Source organism: Microbacterium sp. AC132, assembly GCF_979258525.1.
The window spans coordinates 2,421,470-2,440,838 of record NZ_OZ409862.1; the positions used below are offsets into that span (position 1 = coordinate 2,421,470).

Sequence of the window (19,369 nt, forward strand, 5' to 3'; positions counted from 1 at the left end):
CGACCGTGTCAGCCCTTGACAGCACCGGTCAGCCCTCCCACGATCCGCCGTTCGAACAGGCTGAAGAAGATCAGCGCAGGGATCATCGACAGGGAGGTGAATGCCAGCACTTTCGCGGTGTCGACCGAGTACTGCGAGGCGAACGACTGCACGCCGAGCGGCAAGGTGAACGCCGAGGCGTCGTTGAGGATGAACAGCGGCAGCAGATAGCCGTTCCAGCTGCCGATGAACGCCAGGATGCCGGTCGTGATCACTCCCGGCAGGGAGAGCGGCAGCACCATCCGCCAGAAGAACCCGATGCGGCTGCATCCGTCGATGAACGCGGCCTCCTCGATCTCATCGGGGATCGCCCGGAGGAACGGCACGAGGATGATGATGGTCGTCGGCAGGGCGAAGGCGATCTGCGGCAGGATCACTCCGCCGAGCGAGTTCATCAGCCCGAGACTGCGCACCACGATGTACAGCGGCGTGATCGCCACGGTCAGCGGGAACATCAGGCCCGCGGCGAAGAAGGCGTAGAGCACGCCGCGACCGGCGAACCGGTATCGAGCGAGCACGTATGCCGCCATCAGCGCGAGAGCGACGGTGCCCACGGTGGTCGCGAGGGCGACGATCGTCGAGTTGCCCACGAGCCGCCAGAACACGTCGCCGGTGAGGACGTCGAGGTAGTTCGACACCACCCAGGGAGACGGGAACCCCGACGGGTCGGTCGTGATCTGCGCGTTCGTGCGGAACCCGCCGGTGATGATGTATGCGATGGGCGCGAGCATCAGTCCGACGGCGATCAGCGCGACGAAGTACACGGTCGGATGCGCCCACGGGAGCTTCGGCTTGGCGGTTCGACCCGGGCGTCCGAGACGTGCGGGTCGCTGGGTGACGAGCACCGAGGTGGCGGTCATCGGACGTACTCCTTCTGTGTGGTGGCGTCTGCACCGGAGTCGGCGTCTGCGTCTGCGACGGCATCCTGCGGGACGGCATCCTGCGACGCGCGCGACCGGGAGCCGCGCTTGCGACCCGAGGCACCCGTGAGGGCGCCGTCGGTGTCCTTGCGCAGCACCGCACGCTGATAGATGAGAGCGACCACGAGCGAGATGAGGAACAGGACGACCGCGACCGCGTTGCCGTAGCCGTAGTTGCCGGCGTTGCGGCCTTCGGAGACCATGTAGGTCGCCATGGTCGACGTACCCGCGGTGGAAGCGATGTACTGGCCCCAGATGATGTAGACGAGGTCGAACAGCTGCAGCGAGCCGATGATCGACAGGAACGCCCAGATGCGCAGAGTCGGCGCCAGGAGCGGCAGAGTGATGCGCCACTGGATCTGCCAGTAGGACGCGCCGTCGATCGCCGCCGCCTCGTGCAGCTCCTCCGGGATGCCCTGGAGGCCTGCGAGGAACAGGATGACCGCGAAGCCGATGTACTTCCACGTGATGATGGCCATCAGGGTCCAGATCGCGATGCCGGGATCCGACAGCCAGTCGGTGGCGAGGAACCCGAGGCCCATGTTCGTCAGCATCGCGTTGATCGCGCCGTTGGTCTGCAGCATCAGGCTCCACCCCGTGCCCACGACGACCTCGGAGATCACGTACGGGACGAAGATCAGCACGCGGATCAGCGACTGGCCGCGCATCTTGCGGTTGAGCAGCAGCGCCAGCACGATGGCGATCGGGCCCTGGAGCACGAGGGAGAACACCAGGATGAATCCGTTGTGCGCGAGCGCGTCGTGGAACAGCGGATCCTGGAGGATCGTGAGGTAGTTCTTCAGCCCGACGAAGTCGGTGGGAGGGCCGTAGCCCTGCCAGCTGAAGAACCCGTAGTACGCCGCCATCAGCACCGGGAAGATGACGAAGGCGAGGAACACGAGCAGGGCGGGCCCGGCCAGAAGGATCACTTCCAGCCGGGCACGCATGTCACGCTTTCGCTGCGGCATCCTGCACAGCCTTGACGAGGTCTTCCGCGCTGCTGTTGCCGGCGAGCAGGTCGACCACGGCGACGTTCAGCGCGTTGCCCACGTTCTGGCCGTAGACGGTGTCGAGCCACTGCGTCGCGTAGGGGGCAGCGTTGTACGCCTCGAGGATCGTCTGCAGGTAGGGCTCGGTGACGGCCTCCTGAGCGACCGTGTTGACGGGCGGGGCGTTGAACGCCTTGTAGTACGCGGTCTGCACGTCCGAGGTGCCGATGTAGTTCAGGAAGTCGACGCAGGCGTCCGGTGCATCCACCGAGCACGAGTAGCCGTCGACGCCACCCATCATGGAGCCGGGTTCGCCGTCTCCGCCCTCGACCTCGGGGAACGGGAACCAGCTGAGGTCGGCCAGCGGCTTCTGATCAGGGGTGAGCGAGCCGATGACGCCGGGGTTCCAGGCGCCCATGAGCTCCATGGCGGCCTGGTGGTTCGCGATGAGGCCGGCCGAGCTGCCCGCGCCCTGCTGTGCGGGAGTCGTCAGGAATCCGGAGTTGAAGGGCTCGGTCTCGGCGAACGCCTGCAGGTCCTCACCGGCACGCACCCAGCAGTCGTCGCTGAAGTCCATCTCGTCCGCCGCGGCGGCGAGGGTGTCCGAGCTGCATTCGCGCAGCGCCAGCCAGTAGTACCAGTGCGCGGCGGGCCAGGCGTCCTTGGCGCCGAGTGCGATCGGGTCGATCCCCTCTGCCTTCAGCGCCTCGGTGGCGACCTCGAGCTCCTCGAGGGTCGTCGGGTTCTCGGTGATGCCGGCCTGGTCGAAGAGGTCCTGGCTGTAGAAGAGGCCGCCGGGCAACACGGCGACGGGCATGGCGTAGATCTTGCCGTCAAGGCTGTTCGCCGAGTACGACGCATCGGGGATCTCGTCGGCGGCCGGGCCGTCGATGGCGTCGGTGAGGTCCTTGAGCTGGCCGGCCTTGACCATCGCCGCCATCTTGCCGCCACCGCGCTGCAGGAAGATGTCGGGGGCGTCGCCCGAGTTGAGGGCGGTCTGCAGCTTGCCGTCGAGATCCTCGTTCTGGATCGACTGGATGTCGATCGTGACGCCCGGGTTGTCCTTCTCGAAATCCGCGACGGTCTGTTCCCAGAACTCCACTCCGGGGCCCGTCGTCGAGTTGTGCCACAGGGTCATGCTGGTGTCGCCGCCGTCACCGGAGCCGGACGAGTCCGCGGTGCAGCCCGAGAGCGCGAGCGCTCCGACGGCCAGGACCGTGACTGCGGAGGCGAGGGGGAGCCTTCTGCTGTTCATGTGATCGTTCTCCTCATCGAGTTGCGCGCCGCGTCACTGCGGGGCGCCTGCGGACACTCTGGTGAGACCGCAGTGGCATGAGTCTCCGGCGGACGCGCTCGATCGTCAAACGTTTTCGAAAACAGTTTCCATCGCGATCGGCGGGAGACTACGCTGGCGTCTCATGGGGGCACGCACGACGATCCATGACGTCGCGAAAGCGGCGGGAGTGTCTGTGTCGACCGTCTCGAAGGCGGTGAACGGCCGGTACGGGATCGCCGATGCCACGGTGCAGCGCGTACTCGACGCGGTGAAGGAGCTCGGCTACGAGTCGAGCCTCGTGGCGAGCAGCATGCGCGCGCGGCGCACCGGTGTGATCGGCGTGCTGCTGGCGGACTTCGAACCCTTCAGCGCCGAGATCCTGAAAGGCGTCGGCTCGGCCGTGCACGACACCTCCTTCGATCTGCTCGCGTACAGCGGTTCCCACCTCGGCGCGGGCGACGGATGGGAACGCCGATCCCTGAGCAGGCTCTCCGGCACGCTGATCGACGCCGCGATCATGGTCACGCCCACGGTCGTCAGCGCCGGCACCGAGATCCCCGTCGTCGCGATCGATCCGCACACGGGCCGGGCCGACCTGCCCACGGTCGAGTCGGACAGCTTCGGAGGCGCGCTCGTCGCGACCAGACACCTCATCGAACTGGGCCACCGCCGCATCGGCTTCCTCGCCGGTCGCCCCGACCTGCGCTCGGCCGGGCTGCGCGACGCCGGGTATCGCAGGGCACTGTCGGACGCGGGGATCCCCCTCGATCCGTCCCTCATCGGTGTCGGTCGCTACGAGCTCGACGCGACCAGGGAATCCGCCCGCATCATGCTGAGCGGCGACTCGCGTCCCACGGCGATCTTCGCCGCCAACGACCTCTCCGCGATCGCGGTCATCGATGTCGCCCACGAGCTCGGTCTGCGGGTGCCCGACGATCTGTCGGTGATCGGATTCGACGACGTGCCGGAGGCCACCAGAAGGGCGCTGCCGCTCACGACCATCCAGCAGCCGATGCGGCGACTCGGCGCGGTCGCGGCTGACATGGTGTTCACGCTGCTCGCGGGGCAGGAGGTCGACGAGATGCACGTGATCCTGCCGACGCGGCTGGTGGTGCGGGCTACGACCGCCCCGCCGCGGTGAGCTCGGCGCCGGTCGCGGAGCTTCCGGCCGCGGGGTGTCGCGTGACGTCGCGCACACGCCGCCACGCGGCATCCGACAGCTCTGTCGACAGCCTCTGGAACTCGGCGACGCTGCGCCGACCGGGCCACTCGGCCGGCAGCATCGACGGCGGCAGCCCCGGATCGACGTAGGGCAGCACTCGCCAGCGGTCGAGCAGCTGCACATACGCGGCGAACGGCGCGGTGGGCAGCGTCGCGAGCGAGGCCTGGAACGCGAGGTGCTCGGCGCGCAGCGACTCGAGGTCCCACCAGTCGGCGGCGGCCTCGGGCAGTGTGCGGGCCGTCGTCGGCGTGCCGGCCTGGAACAGGGTCACCCACTCGCTCGCTTCGAGGTCGTCGACGATCTCCTGCACCTCGCCCTGCAGATGCCCCGGACAGATCCACAGCGCAGGCGAGACGACACCCGCCCCGATCCACTGCAGGCGACGGCGAAGCTGGTGCCGGGTGGCTCGCGCGCTCTCGGGCATCGAGAACGAGATGAGGCACCAGCTGTCGGCATCCGTCATCTCGCGCATCTCGAAGATGCGCCGATCGCCGCGCTCGAGCATCGTCGCGGCATCCGGATTCAGCAGATACCCGGCCGCGTGCTTGCGCTCGGCGAGCAGCAGTCCCTTCTGCTTGAGACGGGTGACGCCGGTGCGCGCCTGCGCCGTGGGGATCCCGAGATCGCCGGCGAGGGCGACCAGGTCGGCCGTCGAGATCCAGCCGCCGAGAGGTCGCAGATACAGCCCGACCAGAGTGCGCAAGAGGGAGGCGGTGCTGCCGGGGCGCGCATCGATGTCATCGAGCACGGGGCCTGTGGTCGCCTCTGCGCGGTCAGCGGTCATGCGACTCCAGCGCGTCGCGCACGGCGAGGACGCCGGTGAGCGTCTCGACATACGACGTGCTGAGAGGGGAGAGCCCCAGACGGATGCCGTCGGGGAAGCGGAAGTCGGGGATGATGCCGTCGGCCCACAGCCGCTGCGTCACCGCGCGGAAGTCGGGGTGGCCGATGGTCACGTGGCTTCCGCGCTGTGCGGCGTCGCGGGTGCTGAGCAGGCGCACGCCGAGAGGCGCGAGCACCTCGTCGTGGGCGCGGACCGCGAAATCGGTGAGCGAGAGCGACTTCTCACGGATCGCCTCGACCGACGCCTGCTCGATCAGGTCGAGCATGCCCTGCATCGCGAGCATCGAGGTGATCGGGGGAGTGCCGCTGAGCAGCTGACGGATGTCGCCGGCCGGTTCGTACTGCGGACCCATCGCGAAGATGTCGGCGGCGCTCCACCACCCCTGGATCGGCTGGCGCAGCACACCCTGATGCTCGCGGCGCAGGTAGGCGAACGCGGGGGAGCCGGGGCCGCCGTTGAGGTACTTGTAGGTGCACCCGACGGCCATGTCGACGCCCCAGTCGTCGAGCTGCATGGGGATCACGCCGGCCGAGTGGCACAGATCCCACATCATCAGCGCGCCGACCTCGTGCACCGCGGTGGTGATCGCCGGCATATCGGCGAGGGCGCCGGAGCGGTAGTCGACGTGGCTCAGCGACACGAGCGCCGTCTTCGCAGAGATCGCAGCGACCACATCGGCCATCTGCACCCCGAGCACCGGATCGGGCTCGATCCACCGCACCGTCATGCCGGTCTCGGCGGCGACGCCCTCGGCCATGAACCGGTCGGTCGGGAAGTTGCCCGCCTCGATGACGAGCTCGGTGCGCGAGGGGTCGGCGGTGGCGGCCGCGCGCATCAGCTTGTAGATCAGCACGCTGGTCGAGTCGGCGACCACGGTCTGACCCGCGGCGGCGCCGAGGGTGACACGTCCGATACGATCGCCGAGCTCCATCGGCAAGGCCATCCACTGCTCGTCCCACGAGCGGATCAGGCGGGTGCCCCAGTCGTCGCGCACGAATGCGGCGAGCTTCTCGGGGGTGTCCTTCAGGGGCCGGCCGAGCGAGTTGCCGTCGAGGTAGGCGCCGACGCCGGGCGCTTCGGCGAAGGCGGAGAGATGCGAATGCAGCGGATCGGCCGCGTCGAGAGCCTGCGCGAGGTCGAGGAGGGTGCTGTCGGCGGTCGGAGCGGCGGTCGTGGTCTCGGGTGAGTCGGTCATGTCATGCCTTCAGATCGGCGCTGGTCAGCGGGCGGGCGAGTGTCGGGTCGGCGTCGGCGCCGGGGAGTCTCAGGAGCAGAGCGGCGGGATCGAGCAGGTCCTGTGGCGCGAGAGCGCGCAGGAGGTCATCGCCCGCGATGCCTGCCTCGCGGAGCGCTGCGAGCTCGGCGGGGTTCAGGCCCACGGGCGTCGGACCGTTGCCCATGTCAGTGCCGTAGAGCACCATTCCGCCGGCGGCGTGGAAGCGGCGGACGTTGTCGACCGCGGTGGCTCGCTCGTCGCTGTCTGCATCGTGGATCGCGAGCGTCGAGATCCACGAGACGGATGCCGCCTGTCGGGCGATCTCGTCGTCGGTGAGCCGTTCGGTGAACGGTGCATGGGCGAGACGGGCGGCCCCGAGGCGAGCGGTGCGCTGCGCCTGGCCCGGTCCCTCGGCATGGGCGACCACAGACAGCCCGCGGGCCGAGGCGGCGTCGACGATCGTGCGGAACAGGTCGTCGTCGAAGACGGGGCCTGCGGTGGCGTTGCTCGCCACCTTGATGCAGGATGCTCCGGCATCCGCCATCGCGGTGACGGCCGCGCGCGCCGTCTCTGCGTTCGCGATCTCGCGGAAGGATCCTGTCGGGGCCCAGTCGCGGTCACTCGGGTACCCGCCGACGGGAGTGAGGAATGTGCCGGCGAAGTCGACCTGGACACGGTGCGAGGCGTCGATTCGCCGGAACTCCGGAATCCCCGCGTCGGATCGGCGGACATCCGCAGAATCCGGGATGGTGTGGCGCAGATCTTCAAAGTCGTGGGGCGACGATGCCCGGGACAGCGGTTCGATGACGGCCGGGTCCGCCCCGAGGTCGACCACGCGGCCCAGGGTCGAGCTCGCGAGCAACGTGTGGTCGATGAGCTGAAGGTGCACGTGGTGGTCGGTGAAGCCGCCGATGACCACGCCGTCCAGACGGGGCAGATCACGGGCGGGAGGCTCGGCGCGGAGCCGCATCCGCTCGCCGTCGCGGTCGATGATGCCGTCGCGCCATCCTTCGCCGTCGAAGAAGGTCGCCGCGTGCATCAGCCGCCGATCTCGGTGCGCACGGTGTAGAGCTCGGGGAAGAACGTCAGGTCGAGGGCGCGCTGCAGGAATCCGACTCCGCTCGAGCCGCCGGTGCCGACCTTCATGCCGATCGTGCGCGCGACGGTCTTGAGGTGACGGAAGCGCCAGAACTGGAAGTTGTCCTCGAGGTCGACGAGGTCTTCGCACGCTTCATACAGATCCCAGTGCTGCTGGTGGTTCTGGTAGATCTCACGGATGGCCGGCACGAGTGCGGGCGTTTCGCGGTAGGGGAGACGCACGTCCCGGTCGAGGATCTCGGTCGGGATCGGGAGGCCGCGTCGCGAGGCGTAGCGCAGGAACTCGTCATAGAGCGTCGGCTTGTGCCATTCGGCGGTGAGCAGCGCGAGGTTCGCAGGGTGGTCGCTGAAGACGCTCAGCATCTTCTCGTTCTTGTTGCCCAGCGCGAACTCGACGGCGCGGTACTGCACCGACTGGAAGCCGGAGGAATTGCCGAGCGCTCCGCGGAACTGCGCGTATTCGGTGGGCGTGAGCGTCGCGAGGATCGCCCACTGCTGGGTCATGACGTCCTGGATGCGCTTGACGCGCGCGACCCTCTTCAGCGCCTCACGGAGATCGTCGCTCGCGAGCAGCTGGCGTGCCGACGACAGCTCGTGCAGCAGCTGCTTGAGCCAGAGCTCTGTCGTCTGGTGCTGGATGATGAACAGCAGCTCGTCATGGTGCTCCGGGACGCTGACGGGATTCTGGGCAGTGAGCAGCTGATCGAGCGACAGATACGACCCGTACGTCATGCGTCCGGACAGATCGGTGACGATGCCGGCCTCGAGCTCGCGCTCGTTGTTCTCGGTGCTCATGGGTCGCTTCCTGTCGTGACGGACAGGAAGAACATATAACAATCGTGGCGAGCGTCACAATAGTGAAATGTCGCACGATGGGACCGGCTTCCGCCGGGGTCAGAGCCTCGGCGTGCGCAGCGGGGGAGTACGCCGCTCGCCGGGCGCGCCGACGGCTTCGAACCCGGCCGCGAGTCGCAGCAGTGACGAGTCGTCGTAGGCGCGGCCGGCGAACGTCAGGCCGATCGGCATGCCGATGTCGGCCATCAGACCCATCGGCACCGTCACGGTCGGAATGCCGAGATGACGGATGGTCAGGTTGCCGTTCGCGATCCAGGTGCCGTTGCGCCAGCCGAGGTCGGCGGATGACTCGTTCACATCCATGTCAGCCGGCCCGACGTCGGCCACCGCGGGGAAGACGACCGCGTCGAGCTCGAGCTCGTCCATCCACTGCTCGAGGTCGACCCGGCGGGTCTCCTCGAGTCCGCGGAGGCCGTCAGGCAGCTCGGGCATGTCCTCGAATCCGACGCCGGGGTTCTCGCGCACCCATTCCGGGTACTCGGCGATGTCGTCGTCGAAGCCGGTGTAGCGGTCGGGCAGCGCACCCTCAGGGTGGGGGAAGATCGATGCCCCGTCGACCTCAGCGAGAGTGTGCAGCCGCGGGTCGCCGTTCGCCTGCAGGAAATCCTCCCAGGCCCAGGCCGACAGGTCGACGATCTCGCGGTGCAGGTACTCCGGCGTGACGAGCCTGCGGGTGGCGATGGTCGGGGCGCCGGGTCGATCGCCCTCGTAGTTCGACACCACCGGGAAGTCCACGTCGACGACCGTCGCGCCGGCCGCCTCGAGGCTCCGTCGGGCCGCCTGCCACTGGTCGATCACGGACGGACGCGTCGCGATGCGCCGGCCGGTCGGGCCGCCGATGCCCGCATCGTCGGCGGTGCCCGCGTCGGAGTCGGCGTTGATGTACATGCGCGGGATTCCGATGCGAGCGCCGTCGAGAGCTGCCGCCGCATCGGTGGAGAGCGCGCGGTACGACGCGGGGCGGACCTCGGAGGACTGCGGCAGTGACACCCACGGCTGTGCGCGCCAGAAATCGCCGCGGACCTCGGCGTCGTCGGCGACGATCACATCGAGCACCTCGAGAAGATCGGCCATGGTGCGGGTGTGCGGCACGACGACATCCATCGTCGGCACGAGCGGCCAGTTGCCCCGCGTCGAGATGACGCCTCGCGAGGGCGTGTAGGCGCACAGGGCGTTGTTCGTGGCCGGGCCGCGACCGCTCGACCAGGTCTCCTCGCCCAGACCGAACGCGCCGAAGCTGGCCGCCGTCGCCGTGCCCGAGCCGTTCGACGACCCGGAGGCGAAGGGCGCGGTGAGGAAGTCTGCGTTGTAGGGGCTCTCGGCGCGGCCGTAGACGCCGCGCTGCATGCCGCCGTTCGCCATCGGCGGCATGTTGGTCAGCCCGAGGCAGATCGCGCCTCCCGACCGCAGGCGCTCGATCGTGAACGCGTCGCGCTGCGCGACGAGGTCGGCGAAGGCGGGGCTGCCGGCGGCCGCCGTGAGCCCTCGCACGAGATAACTGTCTTTCGCCGTGTACGGAATGCCGTCGAGCGGCCCCCGCGTCTCGCCACGGGCACGTCTCGCGTCCGATGCCTCGGCCTCCGTGCGCGCCTCGGGATTCGCGACGACGATCGCGTTCAGAGCGGTGTCCGTATCGAGGCCGTCGTAGGCGGCGATGCGCGCGAGGTAGGCGTCGACCAGTTCGACGGAGGTGGCAGCGCCCGTCTCCAGCGCTCGTCGCAGGTCGGCGATCGACGCCTCGACCACGTCGATCATGCGGACACCCCCACACTCGGCTGCTGCTGGGTGATGCAGTGGATGCCGCCGCCGCGGTCGAACAGCGGGCGCGCGTCGACGGTGACGACCCGGCGGCCGGGATAGACGTCGGCGAGGATGGCCCTCGCGGCGGCATCCGCTTTCTCGTCGCCGAAACCGCACGCGACGACGCCGTCGTTGGTGACCAGATGGTTGACGTAGCTCCAGTCCACGAACCCCTCGTCGTCGCGCAGGGTCGCGGGCGCGGGCAGGTCGACGATCTCGAAGCGGCGACCGGCGGCATCGGTCTGATCGCCGAGGTGCGCGCGCAGCTCGCGGGTGACCTCGTGGTCGGGGTGCGCGGGATCCTGCTGATCGTGCAGCAGCAGCCGACCGGGGGAGACGATCGTCGCCACGATGTCGACGTGGCCGTTCGTGCCGAAGTCGTCGTAGTCGCGGGTGAGGCCCCGGGGCAGCCACACGGCCTTCGAGGTGCCGAGAGTGCGGGCCATCTCGGCCTCGACGCGGGCCTTGTCGGCGTAGGGGTTGCGGCGCGGATCGAGCTGCACGGTCTCGGTGAGCAGCACGGTGCCCTCGCCGTCGACGTGGATTCCGCCGCCCTCGTTGACGAGGGTCGAGCTCACGAGCTCGGCGTCGACGGCCCCGGCGATGATGCGCGCGTGCTGCGCCGCCTTCTGCCACTGCGCCCAGGCCGGTGCGCCCCACCCGTTGAAGATCCAGTCCACCGCGCCGAGCACGCCGGGTCGCTCGTCGTCGATGACGAACGTCGGCCCGGAGTCGCGCATCCAGAACTCGTCGACCGGCGCCTCGACGATGTCGATGGCACCGCTGAGCATCCGCCGGGCGCGGGCGATCTCCGCCGGGTCGACGATCATCGTGACCGGCTCGAACTCGGCGACCGCATGGGCGACGGCGGTCCAGGTCTCGTAGCCCTCGTCGCGCTCGGCCGCCGTCTCGCCGAGCGTCGGCCCCTCGGCGGGGAACGCCATCCAGGTGCGGTCGTGCGGTGCGGTCTCGGCGGGCATGTGCCAGGCCATGGTTGTCTCCCTCGCTGCTGATCACGACCTCGGCAACGAGAGTCGCCGTCGCTATTGAACACGCGATCAACGAGTGATACGGTAACCCGTGATGAAGACCACGTCAAGAGCCGCCGCACCGCGCAGGCTGCCGCCGGAGGAGCGCGAACGCTCGATCCTCGACGGCGCCGTATCGCTCGCCTCGGAGAGCGGCCTCGAGGCCCTCACCGTGCGAGCCGTCGCTGCGCGGGTCGGCGTCACACCCGCTCTCGTCGCCCACTACCGGCCCGTGATGGAGTCGTTCGTCGCCGAGGTCTTCACGACGATCGTCGCGGCCGAGCGCGAAGAGGTCATCTCCTCCTACGACCCGACTGTCGACCTGCGCACGAATCTGCTGCGTCTCATCGAGACGCTGCTCGACGACTCGCGCGACGACGTGGCGATGGTGTGGGTGCAGTCGTGGGCGCTCGGAGCCCGCAACGAGGCGCTCGGCACCCGGGTGCGCACCGAGATGGACCTCTGGCACAGCGCCCTCGAAGACCTCATCGCCCGGGCGATCGCCGAAGATCCGGCAGTGCGGGTCGATCCCGATTCGTCGGCGTGGATGCTGCTCGCCATGGTCGACGGGATGAGCGCCCACTCGCTCGTGCACTGGGCGCCGCGCGATCGGGCGGCACTCGCTCGCCGCACCCTCTCCGCCGTGCTCGATGTCCCCGTGACGGACGTTCCGGAGCCCTCCGTTCCGGTGTCGGACGATCTCGAGCCCGGCGCAGCACGACGGGCAGCACAGCCCGCACAGCCCGCAGAAACCCTCAGGTAAGGACAGCTCATGGGAGCAGAACGCATGCACGCGGCCTCGGCCGAATCGACGGCGATCGTCGATGCAGTGCTCGACTACTCGCGCCGGCGGATGCTCGCGGCCGATGTGCCGCTCGACAAGCCCCAGTCGCCCGCCGAGCTCGACCGTCTGGTCGGCACGACGATCACCGATGAGGGTCTCGGATCGCAGCGGGCGCTCAGCGTGTTCGAGCACATCCTCGCTCCCGCCTGCCTGACGACGAGCCACCCGGCGTATCTGTCGTTCATCCCAACGGCGCCGACCATCGCGTCGATCGCGTTCGACCTCGTGGTCTCGGCATCCGGCCTCTATGGCGGCAGCTGGCTCGAGGGCGCAGGAGCCGTGCACGCCGAGAACGAGGTGCTGTCGTTCCTCGCCTCCGAGTTCGGCCTTCCCGACACCGCGGGCGGGGTGTTCGTGCAGGGTGGCACGATCGGCAACCTGTCGGCACTCGTCGCGGCGCGCGAGGCGGCGAAGGCGAAGCTGCTCGACGCGGGCAAGGAGCTGCCTCGTCGCTGGAAGATCGTGTGCAGCGTCGAGGCGCACTCCTCGAACAAGTCGGCGGCGAAGGTCATGGACGCCGACGTGCTGCTCGTGCCGGCCGGAGACGACGGCGTGCTGAGGGCGGACGCGGTGCGCGACGCACTCGCCGAGCACGGCGACGAGATCTGCGCTGTGGTCGCCACCGGCGGCTCGACCAACTTCGGTATCGTCGACGACATCGCCGGCATCGCCGCGCTGAAGGACGAGTTCGACTTCTGGCTGCACATCGACGGCGCGTATGGGCTGACCGCCATGCTCGCCCCTGAAGCCCGGGGTGTCTTCGCCGGGGTGGAGCGAGCCGACTCGGTGATCGTCGATCCGCACAAGTGGCTGTTCGCGCCCTTCGACTGCTGCGCGCTGATCTACCGCGACCCCGATGCGGGTCGTCGCGCGCACACCCAGCACGCCGAATACCTCGACACGCTCACCGACGCGGGCGACTTCAGCCCGTCGGACTACTCGATCCAGCTCACCCGGCGCCCCCGGGGGTTGCCGCTCTGGTTCTCGCTCGCGACGTACGGGGTGACGGCCTATCGCGAGGCCGTGAGCGCGACGCTCGCTCTGACGCAGCGGATCGCCGCCGAGATCGCCGCGCGGCCCGAGCTCCGTCTCGTGCGCGACCCGCAGCTGTCGGTCGTCGTCTTCGAACGCGAGGGCTGGGAACGCGGCGACTACGACCGGTGGTCCGACGAGCTCCTCGACTCGCAGCGCGCGTTCGTCGTGCCGAGCTCGCATGGAGGCCGCCCGAACACCCGCTTCGCGATCCTCAACCCGCTCACCACGTTCGACGACCTCGTCGGCATCCTCGACACGATGAAGTAGGCAGCGGGACACGAAAGACGGCCCACCCCGACCCCGCCCCGTCAGCGGGTGGTGTGCGCGTCCAGGAAGTCGATGGTCTTCTGCAGGGCCGTCTGCGCATCCGGCATGTCGAGATGGAACTGGTATTCGTGGGGCAGCTGCGGCTCGTGCGGCGCAGGCCAGAAGAGGGTCGTCACGTCGACGCCGAGCGCGTCGAGCCGCTGGGCCATGGGGATCGACTGCAGCCAGGTGAGACCGTCGCCATTGCCGCCCGAGATGTAGGTCGTCGGGAAGTCCTCGGTGACCCAGTCGATCGTCGACATCGTGGCACCGGTCGAGTCCTCGGCCCAGGTCTTGGTGCCTGAGTACGCCCACATCGAGGTCTTCAACCCCCATCCGGCGATGCCGTCGAGCGTCGCGAGTGCGGCCAGGTCGTAGACGCCGCAGTTCAGCACGGTCGCCACCACCTGCTCGGCCTCGAGTGCCGGGGTGACGTCCATGATGTCGGCGTAGTCGGGGCTCGTGATGAGCGTCGCCATCTGACTGGCCAGCTGACCTCCGGCGGAGTCGCCCGCGAGCACGATCTGGGTCGGGTCGACGCCCAGCTCGTCGGCGTGCGCGTCGATGTAGGCGAGCGCGTCGTTGAGCTGGTGCACGGCGAGCGGATACACCCCTTCGGGTCCGATGGTGTAGTTCACGGCGATGGTCGTGTAGCCCTCCGCAGCGAGGATCCGCATGTACGGGTCGACGTTCTCCTTCGATCCCGAGATCCAGGCGCCGCCGTGAATCCAGACGACGGTCGGAAGCGGGCCCGTGGCGGATGCCGGTGTGAAGACGTCCATCGTGGTGTCGGCGCCTCCGTCCGCATACGCGAGATCGAGCTTCTCGGTGAGTTCGGTGTCGGGCACGTGCTTGTCCATCTCGGCGGCAGTCTCGTCGCCGCCCTGGGTGAACACCGCGCGGATGACCATCGCGGACGGCCAGGGGGTGAGCGCGCCGATGATCGCCACCACGGCGACGACGATCAGCACGATTCCGGCGGCCACCTTCGTGCGATGCCAGGGGCGACGACCCTTCGTCGGGTGGACGGATCCGTCGTCGTGCGCGCTCGCGGTCATGGAAACCCCTCTCCGCGCATCATCTTGGCAGTATTCCGGTTGCTCTTCGGCGCAGCCGCTCGCCGAGCGGCGAGATCGGCAGGCCACCGAGCGGGGTGCTCCGACCTCTCAGGCGGTCAGTCCCGCGAGTATGCGCTCCACCGCGTAGTCGAACGCCTCGTCGACGTCGCCGCCCAGACGGAAGGCTCCGGCGAGTTCCATCTGCAGGAACCCGGTCGCCCAGGAGGTGAAGAGCCGGGCCGCATCGAGTGCCCGATCCGGCCCGACGAGAGCGGCGCATGAGCGCAGCACCGGAACAGACGTCCGGTGCAGGGCGTCTTCGGGTGCGGAGGCGGTGAACAGCAGGCGGAACGCGTGCGGGCGCTCGTGCGCGAAGGTGCGGTAGGCGGAGGCGAGGAGGGGGAGCTCGTCGCCTGCGGCGTCGAGCCTGACCGTCAGCGCGTCGGCCGAGGCCTCCGCCACTGCAGAGAGCAGAGCGTCACGATCGCGGATCCGCTTGTAGAGGGAAGGTGCGCGGACGCCCACCCGCTCGGCGACCGCCTGCATGGTGAGTCCCGCGGGTCCGGCGGACTCGAGGATGTCGCGACCGGCGTCGATGATGGCCGCCAGCGAGGTTCGTTCGGGGGTCGGCATCCAGGTCTCCTTCATGGCTATTGACATTAGCTATGATAGCTACGTAGTCTAGCCATCATAAGCCACCGCGAAGGGAACGGCCATGAAGCTCGCACCGCACCTGCATCGACTCGGCAACGACATCGTCGCGTCATATCTCATCGATCTGCCCGAGGGGATCACGCTCGTCGACGCCGGGCTGCCCGGCCACTGGAACGATCTGCAGCGCACCCTCGCAGAACTGGGGCGCCCGCTCTCCGACATCCGGGGTCTCGTCCTGACCCACGGCGACAGCGACCACATCGGGTTCGCCGAGCGGCTGCGCAGCGAAGCAGACGTGCCGATCTTCATCCACAGCGCCGACGCGCACCGCGTGCGCACGGGTGAGAAGCCGAAGACCCCGATGGGACCCGCTCGCGTCGGTCCACTGCTCGGCTTTCTCGCCTATGGCGTGCGCAAGAGCGGGCTGCGCACGCGCCATGTCACCGACGTCATGACGGTCGCCGACGGCGAGGTGCTCGACCTGCCGGGATCTCCGGTCATCATCGGGATGCCGGGACACTCGCCGGGCAGCATCGCGGTGCACTTTCCCGCAGCGGACGCGGTGTTCGTCGGCGACGCCCTCACCACGCGCCATGTGCTGACGGGGCAGGTCGGTCCTCAGCCCGCGCCGTTCACGGATGAGCCGACCGAGGCCATCGCGTCTCTCGACAGGCTGGCCGCCGTGTCGGCATCATGGGTGCTGCCCGGGCACGGAGCTCCGTGGCGGGGGTCGCCCGCCGACATCGCGGCCGCGGTGCGCGCGGGGAGCTAGAGCCCCGACAACACGGAGGCGGTGTCGCTGATCGTGATCTGCGGCGGGTAGAGACCCATCACCTGCATCGCGGCCGCATGATTCTCCGCCGTCGATCCCGCGCAGGCATCGCCGACCACGGTGACGTGCGCTCCGGCATCCGCTGCGGCCAGTGCGGTCGAGATGACGCAGCAGTCGGTCGCGACACCCGCCAGCACGACGTGCGCCCCTCGGCCGACGACCGCCTCGATCTCTGCGCCCCACTTGCCGAAGGTCGGCAGGTCGAGAGTCGGATGCGGCGACAGCCCGGCCGCGTCGGGGACGAGGTCGAACAGTGGATCCGTCGGCGGCTGGTCGGCGAACGGCCACGCGGCGAAGTAGGCGCCCCACGAGGTCGAGCGGTCTGCCGTCGGCATCCAGCGCGTCACGATCACGCGGTCGCCGAAGGCCGTGGCCAGCTCGCGGATGCGCGGCATCGTGTCGGCGAAGAACGGCGATCCCCACGCAGATCCGGGCGACGCGAAGATCTGCTGAGGGTCGATCACGATCAGCCAGGGACCGTCGCTCACGCCGAGGCCTCCTGCGCGCGGATCTTTCCGGCCCGGGCGAACCAGGTCACGACGAACGACAGGACGAGGGCGAAGAAGACGCCGAGGTTGGCATAGGCCCAGTCGCCGTCGACACCCCCGACGAGGCCGAGCAGGTAGCCCTGCCAGTTGTTCCACGGCGCCGCATCCGCGAATCCGTTGAGCACGAAGCCCCAGCCGATCACGCTCGCGATCACCATAGTGCCGATCGAGATCCAGTCCCACGCGCCGTAGCGGCCGCGGCTGTCGAAGAGCGCCTCGTCGTCGTAGTCCTTCTTGCGGCGCAGGATGTCGGCGATCAGGATGCCGGCCCATGACGCCAGCGGCACGCCCAGCGTGATGAGGAAGCTCTGGAACGGACCGAGGAAGTCGGTCGCGAAGAACACCACGTAGATCGTGCCGATCGTGAGGATCACGCCGTCGATCGCCGCCGCGGACGGGCGGGGGATGCGGATGCCGAGGCTCAGCAGCGTGAGGCCCGAGGAGTAGATGCCCAGCACCGCGCCGGAGACGAGCGCCAGCACGGCGGTGAGCAGGAACGGAACGAGCACCCAGATGGGCAGGATCGTCGCGAGCGCGCCGATCGGGTCGGCGGCGATCGCCGCGCTGAGCTCGTCGTCGGATCCGGCGAGCAGCAGACCGACGATGACGAGGATCACGGGAGCCACCGAGCCGCCGATCGTGTTCCACAGGACAATCGCTCCGTCGGATGCCGTGCGCTTCTGGTATCGCGACCAGTCGGCGGCGATGTTGATCCAGCCGAGGCCGAAGCCGGTCATGACCATGACGAGTGCGCCGGTGACCTGTCCGATCCCGCCGTCCGGACGCGCGAGGACGGCCGCCATGTCGATGCTCGGAGCGGCGAGGACGATGTAGAGCACCGTCACGATGCCGGTGACCCAGGTGAGCACCGACTGCAGCTTCATGATCGTGTGATAGCCGAGCACGGATGCCGCGACGATGAGCGCGGCGACGATCACTGTGGCGGTGATCTTCAGCGCGATGCTGTCGCCGTCACCGCCGAGCTGCGTGATGACGGTGGCCGTGGCGAGCACGGCCATGATCGCGAGGAACGTCTCCCAGCCGATCGACGTCAGCCACGAGACGATGCCCGGAACCTTCTGCCCCTGCACGCCGAACGCCGCACGGGACAGCACCATGGTGGGCGCCGAACCGCGCTTGCCGGCGATCGCGATCAGTCCGCACAGCAGGAACGACACGACGATGCCGATGATCGACACGAGGGTCGCCTGCCAGAACGAGATGCCGAAGCCCAGCACGAACGAGCCGTACGACATGCCGAACACCGAGACGTTCGCCGCGAACCACGGCCAGAAGAGGTCGCTCGGCTTGGCGGTGCGCTCGGATTCGGGGATGATCTCGATGCCCGCGCGCTCGATGAGAGCAGGCTTGATGTCCGTCATGCCATCATCCTGGCACTGCGCAGGGCCCGTGAGGGCGTCGGCAGGGCTCAGCCGGCGAAGAAAGCTCCGGCGACGCGGGTGAGGTCGTGCAGGTCCGAGACGCCGGCGAGCTCGCGCGCCGAGTGCATCGACAGGATCGGGATGCCGACGTCGACCGTGCGGATGCCGAGACGCGTGGCCGTGATCGGGCCGATCGTCGAGCCGCACGGCACGTTGTTGTTCGACACGAACTCCTGCGTGACCACGTCGGCGGTCTCGCACCAGCCGCGCCAGGCGGCGGAGCCGACGGCATCCGTCGCATAGCGCTGGTTGGCGTTGAGCTTGAGGATCGGTCCCGAGCCGAGCACCGGCTGCACGACGGGGTCGTGCTTGTGCACGTAGTTCGGGTGCACCGAGTGGCCCACGTCGCTCGACAGGCACCACGACGCGGAGAACGCGCGTCGACGCTCGGAGGCGTCGGCGCCGAGCGCGTCGTAGACGCGGCCGAGGATGTCTTCGAGCAGGGGGCCGCCCGCGCCGGAGCGGGAGTTGGAGCCCAGTTCCTCATGGTCGAACGCCGCGAGGATCGCGATCGGTCCGCTGACTGCCGTATCGATCTTCTCGAGCGCGACGACGCCGGCGTGCACCGAGGCGAGGTCGTCGAGTCGGCCGGAAGCGAAGAACGCGCGGTCCTTGCCGAAGATCGCGCCGCGCGCTGTGTCGGCGATCACGACGTCGTAACCGCGGATGTCGGATGCCGAGACGCCGGCCGAACCGGCGAGCTCGGCCAGGATGTCCTCCTGGGTCGGGTCGCCGAGGCCCCAGACCGGCTGCGTCTGGAACTGCTTGTCGAGCGCGAGGCCCGTGTTCGCCTCGCGGTCGAGGTGGATCGCGAGCTGGGGAAGCCGCAGCAGCGCTCCCGTGTCGGCGAGCACCACGCGTCCGTCGGCGAGGGCCAGCCGTCCGGCGAGACGCAGCTCGCGGTCGAGCCACGAGCTCAGCAGCGGACCGCCGTACACCTCGACGGCCGCCTGCAGCCAGCCCCTCGAACCGGTCGTCGGCTGCGGCTTGAGCTTGAAGCCGGGGGAGTCGGTGTGAGCACCCAGGATGTGAGCGGGCGTGGTCGCGGTGGCGTCCCCCGGAACCGTCCACGCGATCGCGGCACCGTCTCGCACGACGACGTAGCGTCCGCCGGGGGCGACATCCCAGGCCTGATCCTCTTCGAGCCGCGTGAAACCGGCATCCTCGAGGCGCCTGGCCACCTCGGCGGCGGCGTGATAGCTCGAGGGCGAGGCGGCGACGAAGTCGGCGAGATCCTCGGCGTGGGCGAGAGCGTCCGGGGTGACGGGCATGAGCGACCTTCCTGCAGGGGCGGTCCTTCGATCGTAATCGGCGACTCGATGCGCGATCTCCGCGACGGTCGGATGGCGGTCGTTCACCTTCT

At 69.0% G+C, this 19,369-nt stretch carries 18 protein-coding genes; 4 read left to right on the forward strand and 14 right to left on the reverse strand.

Translation table 11 applies throughout. From position 1 onward, the window contains the following. Positions 1-8: 8 nt before the first annotated feature. From ACZZZQ_RS11535 to ACZZZQ_RS11545, 3 genes are read right to left on the reverse strand one after another with little or no spacing between them, the layout of a single operon-like run. The gene (locus ACZZZQ_RS11535; RefSeq protein ID WP_295103432.1) at positions 9-899 is read right to left on the reverse strand and encodes a carbohydrate ABC transporter permease; all 891 of its coding nucleotides are present in this window, start codon (positions 897-899) and stop codon (positions 9-11) included. Further along, on the reverse strand, positions 896-1,927 hold the full coding sequence (locus tag ACZZZQ_RS11540) for a carbohydrate ABC transporter permease (RefSeq protein ID WP_082297874.1): 1,032 nt from the start codon (positions 1,925-1,927) through the stop codon (positions 896-898). Before ACZZZQ_RS11540 ends, ACZZZQ_RS11535 begins: the two co-directional genes overlap by 4 nt. Beyond that, entirely contained in the window at positions 1,908-3,203 is a 1,296-nt protein-coding gene (locus tag ACZZZQ_RS11545; RefSeq protein ID WP_187250262.1) for an ABC transporter substrate-binding protein, read from the reverse strand. Before ACZZZQ_RS11545 ends, ACZZZQ_RS11540 begins: the two co-directional genes overlap by 20 nt. A gap of 163 nt (positions 3,204-3,366) precedes the next feature. On the opposite strand from ACZZZQ_RS11545, the gene ACZZZQ_RS11550 reads away from it, so the two are divergent. Then, positions 3,367-4,365, forward strand: a complete 999-nt coding sequence (locus tag ACZZZQ_RS11550) for a LacI family DNA-binding transcriptional regulator (RefSeq protein WP_053097606.1) — start codon at positions 3,367-3,369, stop codon at positions 4,363-4,365. Here the strand turns inward: ACZZZQ_RS11550 and ACZZZQ_RS11555 are convergent. From ACZZZQ_RS11555 to ACZZZQ_RS11580, 6 genes are all read right to left on the reverse strand, one after another. Next, positions 4,343-5,230: a PaaX family transcriptional regulator gene (locus ACZZZQ_RS11555; RefSeq protein ID WP_463507602.1), complete on the reverse strand. Its 888-nt coding sequence runs from the start codon at positions 5,228-5,230 to the stop codon at positions 4,343-4,345. The genes ACZZZQ_RS11550 and ACZZZQ_RS11555 overlap by 23 nt on opposite strands. Beyond that, on the reverse strand, positions 5,220-6,485 hold the full coding sequence (locus ACZZZQ_RS11560) for a kynureninase (protein ID WP_072591740.1): 1,266 nt from the start codon (positions 6,483-6,485) through the stop codon (positions 5,220-5,222). Before ACZZZQ_RS11560 ends, ACZZZQ_RS11555 begins: the two co-directional genes overlap by 11 nt. 1 nt (position 6,486) lies before the next feature. Further along, positions 6,487-7,545 (reverse strand): amidohydrolase family protein, encoded by a 1,059-nt coding sequence (locus ACZZZQ_RS11565; protein ID WP_463507603.1) that lies wholly within the window; start codon positions 7,543-7,545, stop codon positions 6,487-6,489. Beyond that, positions 7,545-8,399 carry a tryptophan 2,3-dioxygenase gene (locus ACZZZQ_RS11570; protein WP_053097603.1) on the reverse strand — a complete coding sequence of 285 codons (855 nt, stop codon included), beginning with the start codon at positions 8,397-8,399 and terminating at the stop codon, positions 7,545-7,547. Before ACZZZQ_RS11570 ends, ACZZZQ_RS11565 begins: the two co-directional genes overlap by 1 nt. A 99-nt stretch (positions 8,400-8,498) precedes the next feature. Further along, a complete protein-coding gene (locus ACZZZQ_RS11575) occupies positions 8,499-10,214 on the reverse strand; it encodes an amidase (RefSeq protein ID WP_463507604.1) in 1,716 nt (571 codons plus the stop codon). Beyond that, a complete protein-coding gene (locus ACZZZQ_RS11580) occupies positions 10,211-11,251 on the reverse strand; it encodes an agmatine deiminase family protein (RefSeq protein ID WP_463507605.1) in 1,041 nt (346 codons plus the stop codon). The genes ACZZZQ_RS11575 and ACZZZQ_RS11580 overlap by 4 nt, the downstream gene beginning before the upstream one ends. A gap of 91 nt (positions 11,252-11,342) precedes the next feature. Here ACZZZQ_RS11580 and ACZZZQ_RS11585 point away from each other — a divergent pair, with 91 nt between their 5' ends. Then, complete coding sequence (locus ACZZZQ_RS11585; protein WP_053097600.1) at positions 11,343-12,050, forward strand: TetR/AcrR family transcriptional regulator; 708 nt, start codon at positions 11,343-11,345, stop codon at positions 12,048-12,050. 9 nt (positions 12,051-12,059) lie between these two features. Next, on the forward strand, positions 12,060-13,433 hold the full coding sequence (locus tag ACZZZQ_RS11590) for a pyridoxal phosphate-dependent decarboxylase family protein (RefSeq protein ID WP_463507606.1): 1,374 nt from the start codon (positions 12,060-12,062) through the stop codon (positions 13,431-13,433). A gap of 41 nt (positions 13,434-13,474) precedes the next feature. Here the strand turns inward: ACZZZQ_RS11590 and ACZZZQ_RS11595 are convergent, their stop codons facing one another. Both ACZZZQ_RS11595 and ACZZZQ_RS11600 read right to left on the reverse strand, forming a co-directional pair. Beyond that, a complete protein-coding gene (locus ACZZZQ_RS11595; protein ID WP_463507607.1) occupies positions 13,475-14,530 on the reverse strand; it encodes an alpha/beta hydrolase in 1,056 nt (351 codons plus the stop codon). Between the two features lie 108 nt (positions 14,531-14,638). Continuing rightward, positions 14,639-15,163, reverse strand: a complete 525-nt coding sequence (locus tag ACZZZQ_RS11600) for a TetR/AcrR family transcriptional regulator (protein ID WP_053097597.1) — start codon at positions 15,161-15,163, stop codon at positions 14,639-14,641. 82 nt (positions 15,164-15,245) lie between these two features. On the opposite strand from ACZZZQ_RS11600, the gene ACZZZQ_RS11605 reads away from it, so the two are divergent. Further along, positions 15,246-15,956 carry an MBL fold metallo-hydrolase gene (locus tag ACZZZQ_RS11605; RefSeq protein ID WP_463507608.1) on the forward strand — a complete coding sequence of 237 codons (711 nt, stop codon included), beginning with the start codon at positions 15,246-15,248 and terminating at the stop codon, positions 15,954-15,956. Here the strand turns inward: ACZZZQ_RS11605 and ACZZZQ_RS11610 are convergent. Genes ACZZZQ_RS11610 through ACZZZQ_RS11620 form a run of 3 tightly spaced genes read right to left on the reverse strand, consistent with a single transcriptional unit; the run spans position 15,953 to position 19,277 of the window. Next, positions 15,953-16,504: a cysteine hydrolase family protein gene (locus tag ACZZZQ_RS11610; RefSeq protein ID WP_320490466.1), complete on the reverse strand. Its 552-nt coding sequence runs from the start codon at positions 16,502-16,504 to the stop codon at positions 15,953-15,955. The genes ACZZZQ_RS11605 and ACZZZQ_RS11610 overlap by 4 nt on opposite strands. Next, the gene (locus ACZZZQ_RS11615; protein WP_463507609.1) at positions 16,501-17,946 is read right to left on the reverse strand and encodes a purine-cytosine permease family protein; all 1,446 of its coding nucleotides are present in this window, start codon (positions 17,944-17,946) and stop codon (positions 16,501-16,503) included. Before ACZZZQ_RS11615 ends, ACZZZQ_RS11610 begins: the two co-directional genes overlap by 4 nt. A gap of 47 nt (positions 17,947-17,993) precedes the next feature. After that, positions 17,994-19,277: a M18 family aminopeptidase gene (locus ACZZZQ_RS11620; RefSeq protein ID WP_463499426.1), complete on the reverse strand. Its 1,284-nt coding sequence runs from the start codon at positions 19,275-19,277 to the stop codon at positions 17,994-17,996. Positions 19,278-19,369 lie beyond the last annotated feature (92 nt).